Raw genomic sequence first — 13,262 nt, forward strand, 5'->3', positions numbered from 1 at the left:
ACCCAACCACAAGGCCTTCAAGACCAATTAGTTCTTAAAAAATCAAGTTCGACGCATTTTCTCAGCCGCAAGAGGAAATGAATCCAAAACAAATCTCAACGCCGATTCAATGTCTGGCAATTTACTTCGCACATACATATCATACAAATCGACAGCATCTTCATATTTCTCCAAATATTCATCAAAACCAACTGCAGCCGTATCTCCCAGTAGTTTGATAAAACATTCCCAATGAACCATTTCGCCGTCCCGCACATAATCGCCTTCGATCCAGAGTACCTTCTTGGATCGAACAATTGAACCTAATTTTGAAATTATTTCTGCGTCGCTCATTTCTTCTTCGCCAAAGGACATTGGGTGGGACGGTCCACGAAAATATCGACGCGATCGCCCTCGGGCGTGATGACATTGACATGCGGCATTGTTTTATGCGGATGCCCGTCGGGAAGTGATTCGTGCCCGTAAAGCACGCCTGTTGCAGGATTCGTCTTGAAGTCCATGTGGTACGAGGCCCTTCCGGTGCCGTTCTGACGATTCGATTTGAATGCAGCTTTGTCCCTCGCAGTCTTTGCAGGATCTTTGTCTGCTGCTCCGGCTGACTTTTGCGCGTCTGGGAATGCGGCAAACAAGACGGCCGACGCCTCCTTGAACGAACAGACCGTGACACTTCTCCCCGCCTTGACCTGCCCAGCCTTTTTGAGAATTCCAGCGGGAGAAAGACCGTTAGCGTCAACCCAGCCCGTCGGATTGGGAACAGCTGCATGAAGGTTGCTGCCTCCGATCAGCCGAATCGGATCGCTACTACCGAATCTTCCAGACAGCGGATCGTAGTACCGATACCTGTTGTAGTGCAGCCCCGTCTCTTCATCCCAATACTGCCCCTGGAACCTAATCGGATTCCTGAACCCCGCCCTTCTCCCCGCCTCGCTGATCGCCTCCCGCGCCTCTCCCCACGCTTTGTACTGCGCAGACCAGGCAACGCTTCCTTCATGATCCGTCAGCTCTTGCGGCGTGCCCAGGTGGTCACACTGGTAGAACGCCATCTCCCTCCTGTCGAACGCGCGCGGCACATGCCTGTGCTCGCCGCTCCACAAAGGATCCTGCTCGATGTCGTAGACGCCGCCATTGGCCTGCATCAACGCCTTCGCATCCGTCGTCTCGCTCAGCGCCACTGCGCTTGCCCGGCGCACCTGCACCAGCGGCACGAACGAGTTCGCCTCGTGGATGTAGTGCACGCTCCAGCCGTGCTCGCCGCTCGGTGGAGCGTCGACGATGTTGCCAGCAGGATCGAAAGCGAAGATCTCACGTCCGACGCGGCTGTTGGCTTCGAGCAGGCGGCCCACCGGGTCGTAGCGGTAGCTGAGGTTGCCGCGCCGGCTGTCGCCGATGGCCACCAGTTGGCCCGCCTTGTCGTAGCTGTAGCGATGCTGGATGCCGACACCCGACTCGATGGCCCCGGCCTTTGAACGCGATATTTGCTGTTCAAACAGCCGCCCCGCCGGGTCGTATTTCTGCCACTGGCTCAGGCCGTTACCCTGCTCCCGCACAACCTCAAAGCGTAAGTCACCATATTCACTTGGAATCGGGAATGTCCTGCTTTAGGTCGTAGTACCGATACAGGTTGTAGTCTGGTGTGGCGTAAACGGCTTGAGCCAGTCAAACTAACTCGCACTTCCTGGTTTCCAGAATTCAAGCCCCTCCAAAGCGCGCTCGATGTCTGTCAAGTCATCGACTCCCCGCGTTTCGTCGAAAGCCCCGGACAAGATGGATCGAATCTTGGCGAGCCGTCCGGTCACTTCCCCGTCATCAATGAATTTTGTCGTTTCCGCGTAGTACTCCGATTTCTTCCCGGGAAGATCGGGCGCGTAGTAGGAGCCAATCTTGTGCAGAGAAATGAGCACGTATTCGATTTCTCGCAGGACATGCAATAGCTTCTCTCCGTCGATCCGCAATTCCTTGTTCTTTTCGATCACCTAAGCTCTCCTAAAAACTTTGAGGTTACATGCTGGAGCGTCACCCTTGATCGTTAGCTCCTGCCTGTGATACCGAGGATTCTCAACCCACTCAAGCCTTGACGCTGGCACATCAAACTCAACATAGTCGCGCCCACGGCCTTGTCCAATCTGATACTTCTCTTCGGCATCGCGTTGGCTTAGTGGCCTCCCGCTTGCGGGCTCGACATAGATGCGATTGTTGTCACTTGCAATAACTCTGCCGCTGGCTTGAATTCCGCTCGACCCTTTTCGATTCGTGTAATGCCGCACTCGCGTCATCAGTGGACATTGCGTGCTCTCCTGCGACTGCGCCGGTTTCACCTGCTCTGGTGTCTTCAGCGCACCAGCGCTCCCATTATTCGCACGTTGCCCTCCCTTTCGCGCTAGTCCAAAGGGGTCGATCCAGTGCGTAGGGCTTGGTGCGTACTCGTAGAAATTTTCGCCACCGAGGATTCGAATTGGATCCTTCGAGACGAACCGCCCCGCCTGAGGATCGAAATACCGGTAGCGGTTGTAGTGCAGCCCCGTCTCTTCATCCCAGTACTGCCCCTGGAACCGAATCGGATTTGCGATGCGTGCCCGTCGCCCCGCTTCGCTGATCGCCTCCCGCGCCTCTCCCCACGCCTTGTACTGCGCCGACCAGGCAATACTTCCTTCGTGGTCCGTGAGTTCCTGCGGCGTGCCCAGGTGGTCGCACTGGTAGAACGCCATCTCCTTCCTGTCGAACGCACGCGGCACATTTCTCTGCTCGCCGTTCCACAAGGAATCCTGCTCGATGTCGTAGACGCCACCGTTGGCCGCCATCAGCGTTTTTGCATCCGTCGTCTCGCTCAGCACCATCGCACTTGCCCGGCGCACCTGCACCAGCGGCACGAACGAGTTCGCCTCGTGGACGTAATGCACGCTCCAGCCGTGCTCACCGCCCTCTTCGATCGCTAACTTGCTCTGCGTGCTCTCGAACGCGAGCACGTCGCCATCCCAGCCGAACAGGGTCGTGGCCTCCCCCGAGCTCTTGGACAGCCGGCGCCCTAGCGCGTCATAGCTGAAGGTAGTGGTGATGCCGCTTTGGTCGGTCGCAGCCGTCATGCGGTTGAAGCCGTCCCAAGCGAAGACGGTTCGCCAGCCGTTGCGCAACCGCTCGGTCATGTTGCCGCGTTCGTCGTAGCGGTAGCTGGTGCCGGCGTAGTTCTTCAGCAGGTTGTCCAGCAGTTTGTTGGCTGGATGCCTGAGCGGGTCGCTGGTCGGCGGAACGTCGACGATGTTGCCAGCAGGATCGAAGGCGAAGATCTCACGTCCGACGCGGCTGTTGGCTTCGAGCAGGCGGCCCACCGGGTCGTAGCGGTAGCTCAGGTTGCCGCGCCGGCTGTCGCCGATGGCGACTAGTTGGCCAACCTTGTCGTAGCTGTAGCTGCGCTGGATGCCAGCGCTCGACTCGATGGCACCGGGCCTGGTGCGCGAGATCTGCTGCTCGAGCAGCCGCCCGGCCGGGTCGTACTTCTGGCGCTGGCTCAGTCCGTTGCCTTGTTCCCGTGTGACCTCGCGGTGCAGGTCGTCGCGCTCGAAGCCGAGGATGTCCTGGCCATCGAGCATCAGCCCGTGCACATGGCCGGAGCCGTACGTCAGCCACTGGGTCACGTGGCCGTCTGGCCGCACGGTGGCGATGCGCTGGTTGAGTTCGTCGTAGCGGTGCTGCCAGACTGCCGTGCGCTTGCGCTCCAGGTAGTGGTGATGCTCGCGCGTCAGGTTGCCGGCCGGGTCGTAGAACCATTGCAGGCGCGCGTCGCTGTTGGCGGCCTCGAGCAGGCGGCCGTTGCGGTCGTAGGCGAAGCGTTCCGACCGATCGCCGGCCCGGCGTTCGCTCAAGCGGCCGAGCGGATCGAATTCGAGTTCGGTGCGGTGCCCCGCTTCGATCACCCCGGCGAGGACACCGGTGGTCTCCTCATGGATGTACTGCGTGGTCTTGCGGTCGAAGCCGGTTTCCTCGAGCAGGCGGCCCACCGGGTCATAGCGGAAGTCGTAGCGACTGCCGTTCTCGTTGTGCAGCTCGGTCAGGCGGCCCAGCAGGTCCCAGTAGTACTTGAGCGAGCGGCCTGCGGCGTCGGTGCGACCGGCGATCAGTCCGGCGCGCGTGTAGCTGTAGCGCGTGGCTCGTCCGAGCGCATCGGTGTGCGTCAGCAGGCGGCCTTCGGCATCGTGCTCGAAATGCTCGCTCGTCTCGTCGGGCTGCACGACTTGTTCGAGCTGGCCGGCTGTGTAGCGATAGCTGGTGGTGTTGCCGGCAGCGTCGGTCGCTTTGGCAAGACGGCCCCTTTCGTCGTACTCCCAGCGGCTGGTCTTGGCAGAGCAGTCGGTGTAGCTGAGCAGTTGCCCCGATGGGGAATAGGCGAGCACCTTGACGCCGCCCTTCGCATCGGTGATCCGTACGGGCCTGCCGGCCTTGTCGTAGGCGTACTCGGTCTTGTGGCCGAGCGGATCGATCTCTTCCGTGAGATGGCCCTGTGCGTCGTAGTCACGCTTCCACACGCCGCCTTCGGCATCGAGGATGCCCGTGAGGCGATGCAGCTTGTCGTACTCGAAATACACACGGCTGCCGTCGGCACGCGTGTGCGTCTGCAGGTTGCCGTCTTCGTCGTACGTGTAATCGTCGGTGCTGCCGTCGGTGTGCACGTGGCGCGTGATGTTCTTCGCGTCGTCGCGGAAGAACCATTCCTGCAGCTTGTCTGGGTGAATGATGCGGTAGGTGTAGCCCTGGATGTCGTAGTAGTGCCAGGTTTCGCCGCCCAGCGCATCGGTCACGTAGGTCAAGCGGATGTTCTTGTCCCACTCCAGCTTCAGCGCGAAGCTGCCGTCGTCGGACCACTCGCGCACGGCCTTGGCGTCTGCGCCGGTGCCGTCGTATTCGAGGTTCATGCCCCGGCCGGTACGGTCGGTGTAGCGGGTCACGAGATGGTGCGCGTAGGTGTAGCGCCAGCTTTCGCCGTTTTCATCCTGCGCGGCGACGAGGTCACCTTCTGCATCGTGCGTGTATGCGGCGAGCTGACGAATGACCTGACCGTCCTTCAGCTCCCACAACGACTTGATCAGGCCGGTCTGCGCATCCGGCTGCGTGCCCGCGTGCGCCATGACGGCTTCGCCCTGCTTGCTGATGATGTCGCTCAGCACGCGTTCCCCGGTCGAGGCGATCACGTGGTCGTAGCGAAGGCCGACGGACATGCCGTCCTTCGCCTGCTGCGCGACGAGCCGGAAGTGCTGCTGCTTGCTATCGACGAGCTCGTAGATCTCCCGCCATTCACCATGCTCGCCCGCAGGCAGTGGCTTGCCGAAGTCAAGTGCCAACAGGCTCTCGTTCAGCCGCGAGATGCTGACCTCTTCGATGGCATCGAAATACGTCTGCCCCACCTCCAGCAGCGGGTAGGCATGGCTACGCCCGTCGGCCGCGTGATACACCAAGCTCGCCTGTCCCTGGCGTGCGCCGCGCACTGGCGTGGCAACGTCCACCCGCATGCTGTAAGGCGTGATCCACCGGGCCCCCAGGCTGCCGCGGTCGAAGGCCTCGAGGTCGCTGGCATAGGTGCGCGCCCACTCGATCGCAAGCGGCGCGGCGAGCACGAAATCGGTGTGCGTGAAGCTCTCGTTGCCGGTGGCAAGACTGATGGAAGCGCCCTTGCGCGCGGGGGCGGGGCAGTTCTTGCAGCCCGAAGTTCCCTGCGCCGGTGCCTGCTTGCTGATGTGTCCAAGCGGCGTGCCCGGATTCTCCTTCTCTGCCTTGGCGCCCGCCTGCGGCGGCACGATGGCCGCGCGCTTCCCCTTCTTGCGCAGCAGTGCATCCCGCAGCTTGTGCAGCAGCCACATGATGCTGGCCTGAGCCTCCTTGTTGGCCAGCGCCGACAGTTGGCTGCGAAGCAGGCGCTTGAAGTCCAGCATCTGCGTGATCACGCCGTTGACCTTGCCGGCAACGCCCGCGGGCAGCTGGCTGGCGGCTGTCTTGGCGACATAGTTTGCCGACTGCTTGGAGTAGCGCACGGCCGTGCCCCACATGCGGCTCCAGGTACTCTGCGTCTTCGGATCGTGCACGCGCGTTTCCGTCGCACCGGGCTTCGCGACGTCGAACAGGTCCTTCTGGCCCAGCACGCGCCGCAGGATGTCCACCAGGTTGTCGATGATCTTGTCGGCAAGGTCGGCGCAGCTCTTGAGAATGCCGTCGAGCTTGTCGATGGCACCATCGATGAACTTGTCGAGCTCGCCCATGATGGTGGCGTTCAAGTGCCCCACCAGCGTCGTGACGATAGCTTCGCCCAGGTTCGAGGCGGCGGCCTTCAGTTCCTGCTTCACCAGATGAAGCGTGGGCCGAAGGCTCATGCGCGCTGCCGCCATGCTCGGCGGCAACGGGATCAGCCCGATCAGGTTGATGCCCAGGCTGACCCAGGTCAGGAATGCCTCGACGCCGTCCTTGGCTTTTTTCTCGACGATGTTGATGATGTCCAGGAACACATCCACCAGCGCCATGATGTTGCCGATGATCGGAATGCTGCCGAGCACCATCGTCAGACGCTCCAGCGTCACGTAGCCGCCACTGAACGAACGCAACCAATCGTCCACCGCCTTGCTTGCGGCGGCGATGTCTTCCTTGACGATGGTGTTCAGCGGCGCTACCGCCGTCTGGGGTTCTCTCTCAGTTGGTTTCTGGCCTTGTTGTTGCGGGCCTTCGTTTCCTGCCATCTTCCCTCCCTGCCTCGAACTGGTACGTTGCCTTTGCTGCGGATGCGGGCTTCAGGGCCGGATCACGCAGTCCTTCATCGTGAGAAACGCCGAGCCCATCGCAAAGCCAACCTCGCAGCTTGCAGTGAACTTCGCACCGCTGCGCATCTCGCCCATCTTCTGGTTCTGTGCGTCGTCCGCCGGGGTCAGGCGCGCCAGTTCCTGATTGCCGCGCACATCGGCGGCGCGGATCATCGACGTGCCGCCGAAGGAATCAGACGCTTCGACGACCACCGCCGGGAACTGCACACGCTTGCCGTACTCCGGCATGCCGAGCGCGCGGCGGCCCTGCTTCTCGTAACTCTGGTGCAGCTTGGTCAGCGTGGTTTTCGTTTCCGCTTGCGCCAAGCACAGAGAGACGGCGCCCAGGAGGGCAGTGGCGATAAAGACGGTCTTGATGTTTTTCATGAACATGGAATCGATGAAGTGATGACGTTGCCCGCCAGGGCTCAATTGATGTTCGCGCCCTGAAACTCGAGCTGTTCGAATGTGCTGCCCGTGAAGTCCACGCTGCGCCCCTGCAGTCCCTGCGCATGCACCACGGTGCCGCCGCAGTTCAGCACCCCGACGTCGTTCCAGTGGCCGCCCGCGAAGCTGATGTCGTCCCACTGGCACTGCGTGAAGGTGCTGGTACTGATGCTGCTTCCGTCGAAGTTGGCGCGCGTGAAGTTGCAGTTGATGAAAGTGCACCCGGTGATCGAAATACCGCCGAAGTCGCACTGCGTGAAGCTGCAGCCCGTGAACTGGCAGGCGCTCCAGCCCGCCTGCTTGAAGCTGGTGGCGGTGAAGCTGGTGCCGGTGAAGGTCGTTGCGGCGAACTGGGCGAGCCCCAGGTCGAGCCCTGCATAAGCGAAGCTGTCGGCCTGGCCCACGAGCCCGGCGGGCGCACCGCCCGCGCCTTTGCGCCACATGTCGTGAGCGAGGATGATGACTTGAGAAGACATGTCGAATCCTTGGATGACGCCGTCGACTCAACGCGAGAGCTGCTTCCGGAGGATCCGGCCAGCGCGCTTCTCGATCAGCAGGCTGGGTTCGGGCAGGCCCGGCAAGGCGCCCCGATGGCCTTGCGGCTTGCCCTTCGCCACCCACGACGCGCTGTAGTCGTCGGATTCTTCGGCCAGGACGAGCTTGTAGTTTGCGAGCTGCAGGCCTGAAGACCTTGCATCTTCACAGGCTGCCGCAATCGCCTGCGCCGCCAGACCATCAACTTCGATGGTTTCGTTCATTCTCATTCTTCCTCCCTCTGCAAAATTGAAAGCACCGAGTCCAGGCAGGCGCAACGTCTTTCGAGCCAGACCCGGTGCCGGGCGTCACTACCGGCTTCCTTGCTCCCGGAGTATTTCGCCCGTGGTCTTGGAGGCGATGTACGTGATCGACCGCCCCAGCTTGCTGGCGTTGCCGAGCCCCTTCTGCCCCGGAGGCAGCTTGGCCGTGAATGCAATGCCGATGGTGTTGACTCCGTTCTCGTCTTCGCCGTTTTCCTTTTTCCTCTCGGCGATGTGAACGTTGAAATTGTTCAGGTCCTGCCCGGTCTTCTCGAACAGCTTGTACGCGTTGCCCAACGCAACGACCACAGGTGTATTGAGCAGCAGCTGATCCGGCGACTCGACTTCGAAGATCGGTGCGGCAGAGGCATTGAAGTTCATGAAAATTCCCAACGCAATGATCAGGCCCTTAAAGCCTGTAGGTTTGATTCGCCTTCGGGTTGTAGCCCTTGTAGCCGTCGCTTGGCGTGCCGACGTAGCCTCGGTAGTCCGGATGATCATGTTGCATTCCTGCTTTGGCGGCGTCCTTGTCTTCGGGAGAGAAGTTGTTGCTTCCGTAGTAGTCCTTGGCCCGCGTTGTGCGATTCCCGTATTGATCCGAGTGATCCCCATGGGTGTGCCAGTAGCCCACTTCCTGGGCGCACTTCGGAATGCTCTTGGCCGTAGGGCCCCAGGGGTTGACGGTGTCCTTCTCGCCCCTGGTCGCCTTGGTGAAGTCGTATTTGCCATCCGGCGTCTTGTAGACCAGGCCGCCGTACTCCACGTTGTCTCGAATGGACTTGTCGTTGTAACGCATCATCGCCGCCTTGGCCGCGCCGTCCGCCGTGGCGAAACGGCCTCCCTTGGCTGTCTTGCATTTGACAGGCGCAGCTTGCAAGCCCAACGGGTCGACCCACGCCACGGGATTGGGCACGTATGCATGGGTGTTAAGACCGCCGCCCAAGCCCAACGGATCGCTGCTGATGAATCTGCCAGCCTGCGGATCGTAGTAACGATGCCTGTTGTAGTGCAGCCCGGTCTCATCGTCCAGATACTGCCCCTGGAAACGGATCGGGTTGGCAAAGCCGGCCCGTCTTCCTGCTTCGCTGATGACCTCTCTTGCCTCGCCCCATGCCTTGTACTGCGCCGACCAGGCAACCTGGCCTTCATGATCCGTCAGCTCCTGGGGCGTGCCGAGGTGATCGCACTGGTAGAAAGCAATCTCCTCCTTCGCGAAGGCTCCCGGCCTCGGCAGTTGCTCGCCGTTCCACAGCGGGTCCTGCTCGATGTCGTACTCCCCGCCATTGGCATCCATCAGCGTTTTCACGTCAGTGGTCGAGCTCAGCGCGACGGCTCGCGCTTGCCTGATCTGCACCAGCGGCACAAACGAATCCGGCTCGTGGATGTAGTGGACGCTCCAGCCCCGTCCCTGCCGCTCGCTCTCGCCGGCCGTGCTCTGCGTGCTCTCGAAGGCCAGCGTGTCGCCGTCCCAGCCGAACAGCGTCATGGCTTCGCGTGAGCGCTTGGCGATGCGTCGCCCCACAGGGTCATAGCTGAAGGTGGTAGAGCCCTCTTCGCTCGTGGCCGCGGTCATGCGGTTGAAGCCGTTCCACTCGAAGACCGTTTTCTTCCCGTTCCTGACACGCTCGATCAGGTTTCCGCGCTTGTCGTAGCGGTAGGTGGTGCCCGCGTATTCCTTCAGCAGGTTGTCCAACAGCTTGCTGACTGCGCGCAGGCCTTGCGGCGCATCGCCACGTGCGGCGTCGGCGATGTTGCCGGCCGGGTCGAATGCAAAGGTCTCGCGGCCCAGGCGACTGTTGGCTTCGAGCAGGCGGCCCACGGGGTCATACCTGTAGTTCAGATTGCCGCGCCGGCTGTCCCCGATGGCGGTCAGCTGACCGGCCTTGTCGTAGCCATAGCTCCGGCGAAGGCTCAGTGCGCCGGAGCTGTCCGGCTTCGCATGCGATATCTGCTGCTCCAGCAGCCTGCCGGCCGGGTCGTACCGCAGGCGCTGGCTCAGGCCATTGCCCTGCGTTCGACCGATCTCCCGATGAAGATCGTCGCGTTCGAATCCCAGGATGTCCTGTCCATCAACAAGCAAGCCATGCACGTGGCCCGAACCGTAGGTCAGCCATTGCGTGACATGGCCGTCGGGGCGAATGGTCGCAATGCGCTGGTTGAGCTCGTCGTAGCGGTGCTGCCAGACTGCCGTCTGCGCACTGGCCAGATGGTGCTGGTGCTCGCGCGTCAGGTTTCCGGCGGGATCGTAGAACCACTGCAACCTTGCGTCAGGATTGGCCGCTTCGATCAACATGCCGTTGAGATCGAAGGCAAAGGTCTCGACCTGCCCCTCGCCCGCATTGCGCTCGACGAGGCGCCCCATCGGATCGAAACGAAACCCTGTCGTGTGCGCCTGCGCCTCGACGACTTGCACCAGCGCGCCGGTGGATTCCTCGTAGAGGTACTGCCTGCGTTGCCTGTCGAAGCCGGTTTCCTCCAGCAGTCTCCCCGCCGGGTCGTAGCTGAAGTTGTAGCGGCTGCCGTTTTCGTTGCGCAGTTCGGTCAGGCGCCCCAGCAGATCCCAGTGGTATTGCAGCGTCTGGCCCGCGGCATCGGTGCGGCCAGCCACGAGACCGGCGCGGTTGTAGCTATAGCGAGTACGACGACCCAACGCATCGGTGTGAGCGAGCAAGCGACCTTCGGCGTCATGCGTGAAGTGCTCGCGGGTCTGGTCGGGCAGGGAGACTTCTTCGAGTTGCCCCGGATGATTGCCATCGCTCCTTGAAGCAGCTTCGCCTTCCGGGGTGTAGCGATATCGGGTGGCCTGCCCTGCCGCATCGATGGCCTTGGTCAGCCGCCCGCGACTGTCGTACTCCCACCGGCTGGTCTTTCCCGAGCAGTCGGTGTAGCTGGCTAACTGGCCAGCAGGTGTGTACGTCAGCTGTTTCGAACCGCCCTTGGCATCGGTGATGCACGCCGGCCGGCCGGCCTTGTCGTAGGCGTACTCGGTCTTGTGACCCAACGGGTCGATCTCTTCGGTGAGATGGCCCTGCGCGTCGTAGTCGCGCTTCCAGATGCTGCCTTCGGCATCACGCAAGCCCGTCAGGCGATTCAGCCGGTCGTATTCGAAATGAGCACGGCTGCCATCGGCCCGCATGTGCATTTGCAGGTTGCCGACAACGTCGTAGGTGTAGTCGTCTGTGCTGCCGTCTGTGTGTACATGACGGGTGACGTTCTTGGCGTCATCGCGGAAGAACCATTCCTGCAGCTTGTCGGGATGGATGATGCGGTAGGTGTAACCCAGGATGTCGTAGTAGAACCATGTCTCGCCGCCCAGGGCATCGGTCACGTAGGTCAGGCGGATGTTCTTGTCCCACTCGAACTTCAGTGCAAAGCTGCCATCGTCGGACCACTCGCGCACCGCCTTGGCATCGGCGCCAGTGCCGTTGTATTCGAGGTTCATGCCGCGGCCGGTGCGATCGGTGTAGCGGGTCACGAGGTGATGGCTGTAGCTGTAGCTCCAGCTGGCGCCGTTCTCGTCCTTCGCGGACACGAGATCGCGCTCGGCATCGTGCGTGTAGGCGGCAAGCTGGCGCACGACCTGGCCGTCCTTCAACTCCCACAGAGACTTGATCAGGCCCGTGCGCGCATCGGGCTGCGTGCCCACGTGCGCCATGATGGCTTCGCCTTGCCTGCTGATGATGTCGCTCAGCACCTGCTCGCCCGTGTCCGAGATCACATGGTCATAGCGCAGGCCGATGGAGGCGCCGTCCCTGGCTTGCAGCGTCACAAGCCGATAGTGCGACCAGCCTTCCACAAGCTCGTAGATCTCACGCCAGTTGCCCTGCTCACCCAGAGGCAGTGGCTTGCCGAAGTCCAGCGTCAGCAGCGCCTCGCTCAGACGAGAGACGGTCACCTCCTCGACGGAATCCCGATAGACCTGGCCCACTGCCAGCAAAGGGTAGGCGTGGCTGCGGCCATCGGCTGCGTGATAGACCAGACTCGGTTGGCCCTTGCGCTCGCCCCTGACTGGTGTCATCAGCTCCACGCGCGTGCTGTAGGGCGTGAGCCAGCGCGCGCCCAGGATGCCGCGGTCGTAGGCATCGAGCTGGCTGCGGTAGGTGCGCGCCCATTCGATCGGCAACGGCGCAGCGAGCACGAAGTCTGTATGGGTGAAGCTCTCGCAGCCAGTGACGAGGCTGATCGACTTGCCAAGCGCGACAGGCGCCGGGCAATTCTTGCAACCTGCGTCCTTCTGGCCATCCGCCTGCTTGCCGATGTGCCCGAGCTGGTCGCCCGGCTTGTCCTTCTGGGCCACTGCGCCTGCATTCGGCGAAACAATCGCGCCGCGCTGCCCCTTCTTGCGCTGGATGGCGGCCAGCAGCTTGTGCAGCAGCCACATGATGCTGGCCTGCGCCTCCTTGTCGGCCAGGCGCACGAGCTGGTTTCTAAAGGTCTTCTTGAAGTCCAGCAGGCTCCCGATCACGCCATTGACCTGCCCCGCCACGCTCTCGGGCAAGCGGTTGGCAGCAACCTTGGCGGCGTAGTTGGCCGACTGCTTTGTGTACTTGACGGCGCTGCCCCACAACCGGTTCCACGTGCTCTGGGTCTTCGGGTCGTGCACGCTGGTTTCCGCCACGACGGGCGTACTGACCGTGAACATGTCCTTCTGGCCCAGCACCCGCTGCAGGATGTCGACCAGGTTGTCCACGATGCTGTCGCCCAGCTTTGCGCAGCCTTGCAACATGTCTCCAAGCTTGGCGATAGCGCCATCGATGAAGACCTCCAGCTCGCCGACGATGGTCGCGTTCAGGTGTCCTACCAGCGTGGTGACGATGGCTTCGCCCAGGTTCGAGGCGGCCGCCTTCAGCTCCTGCCTCACCAGATGCAGCGTGGGCCGAAGGCTCATGCGCGCGGCCGCCATGTTCATCGGCAACGGGATCAACCCGATCAGGTTGATACCCAGGCTGACCCAGTTCAGGAATGCGTCGATCCCGTCCTTGGCCTTCTTCTCGACGATGTTGATGATGTCCAGGAACACATCCACCAACGCCATGATGTTGCCGACGATCGGGATGCTCCCCAGCACCATCGTCAACCGCTCCAGCGTGACGTAGCCGCCGCTGAACGAACGCAGCCAGTCGTCCACCGCCTTGCTCGCGGCGGCGATGTCTTCCGTAACGATGGTGTTCAGTGGTGCAACCGCCGTCTGGGGTTCGCGCTCCGTCGCCTGCGGCGTCGGCGCTGCTTCCGGTCCTGCCATTTT

General features: G+C 61.9%; 9 protein-coding genes. All 9 read right to left on the reverse strand.

Annotated features, from left to right (window positions below; translation table 11 throughout):
* Window positions 1-42: 42 nt before the first annotated feature.
* The 9 genes from ACN9MV_RS20225 to ACN9MV_RS20265 all read right to left on the reverse strand — a co-directional run bounded on the left by ACN9MV_RS20225 (window position 43) and on the right by ACN9MV_RS20265 (window position 13,259).
* Complete coding sequence (locus ACN9MV_RS20225) at window positions 43-333, reverse strand: hypothetical protein (RefSeq protein ID WP_426389176.1); 291 nt, start codon at window positions 331-333, stop codon at window positions 43-45.
* Window positions 330-1,547: an RHS repeat domain-containing protein gene (locus ACN9MV_RS20230; protein WP_426389177.1), complete on the reverse strand. Its 1,218-nt coding sequence runs from the start codon at window positions 1,545-1,547 to the stop codon at window positions 330-332. Before ACN9MV_RS20230 ends, ACN9MV_RS20225 begins: the two co-directional genes overlap by 4 nt.
* Before the next feature lie 114 nt (window positions 1,548-1,661).
* Window positions 1,662-1,973, reverse strand: a complete 312-nt coding sequence (locus ACN9MV_RS20235; RefSeq protein WP_426389179.1) for a hypothetical protein — start codon at window positions 1,971-1,973, stop codon at window positions 1,662-1,664.
* Complete coding sequence (locus ACN9MV_RS20240; RefSeq protein ID WP_426389180.1) at window positions 1,974-6,713, reverse strand: RHS repeat-associated core domain-containing protein; 4,740 nt, start codon at window positions 6,711-6,713, stop codon at window positions 1,974-1,976.
* Between the two features lie 51 nt (window positions 6,714-6,764).
* Entirely contained in the window at window positions 6,765-7,160 is a 396-nt protein-coding gene (locus tag ACN9MV_RS20245; protein WP_143047843.1) for a hypothetical protein, read from the reverse strand.
* 41 nt (window positions 7,161-7,201) lie between these two features.
* Window positions 7,202-7,696, reverse strand: coding sequence for a pentapeptide repeat-containing protein (locus ACN9MV_RS20250; RefSeq protein WP_426389181.1), 495 nt, complete (start codon window positions 7,694-7,696; stop codon window positions 7,202-7,204).
* Between the two features lie 27 nt (window positions 7,697-7,723).
* Window positions 7,724-7,978 carry a hypothetical protein gene (locus ACN9MV_RS20255; protein WP_093050584.1) on the reverse strand — a complete coding sequence of 85 codons (255 nt, stop codon included), beginning with the start codon at window positions 7,976-7,978 and terminating at the stop codon, window positions 7,724-7,726.
* An 87-nt stretch (window positions 7,979-8,065) separates the two neighbouring features.
* A complete protein-coding gene (locus ACN9MV_RS20260; RefSeq protein WP_093050587.1) occupies window positions 8,066-8,398 on the reverse strand; it encodes a hypothetical protein in 333 nt (110 codons plus the stop codon).
* 28 nt (window positions 8,399-8,426) lie between these two features.
* Window positions 8,427-13,259, reverse strand: a complete 4,833-nt coding sequence (locus tag ACN9MV_RS20265) for an RHS repeat-associated core domain-containing protein (protein ID WP_426389182.1) — start codon at window positions 13,257-13,259, stop codon at window positions 8,427-8,429.
* Between the last annotated feature and the right edge of the window lie 3 nt (window positions 13,260-13,262).

Origin of the sequence: Variovorax sp. R-27, assembly GCF_049913215.1 — a bacterium.
Classification (GTDB): domain Bacteria; phylum Pseudomonadota; class Gammaproteobacteria; order Burkholderiales; family Burkholderiaceae_C; genus Variovorax.

Coding starts and splice junctions, on each gene's coding strand:
- ACN9MV_RS20225 (WP_426389176.1), bottom strand. CDS start 333: ATGAGCGACGCAGAAATAATTTCAAAATTAGGTTCAATTGTTCGATCC.
- ACN9MV_RS20240 (WP_426389180.1), bottom strand. CDS start 6,713: ATGGCAGGAAACGAAGGCCCGCAACAACAAGGCCAGAAACCAACTGAG.
- ACN9MV_RS20245 (WP_143047843.1), bottom strand. CDS start 7,160: ATGAAAAACATCAAGACCGTCTTTATCGCCACTGCCCTCCTGGGCGCC.
- ACN9MV_RS20250 (WP_426389181.1), bottom strand. CDS start 7,696: ATGTCTTCTCAAGTCATCATCCTCGCTCACGACATGTGGCGCAAAGGC.
- ACN9MV_RS20255 (WP_093050584.1), bottom strand. CDS start 7,978: ATGAACGAAACCATCGAAGTTGATGGTCTGGCGGCGCAGGCGATTGCG.
- ACN9MV_RS20260 (WP_093050587.1), bottom strand. CDS start 8,398: ATGAACTTCAATGCCTCTGCCGCACCGATCTTCGAAGTCGAGTCGCCG.
- ACN9MV_RS20265 (WP_426389182.1), bottom strand. CDS start 13,259: ATGGCAGGACCGGAAGCAGCGCCGACGCCGCAGGCGACGGAGCGCGAA.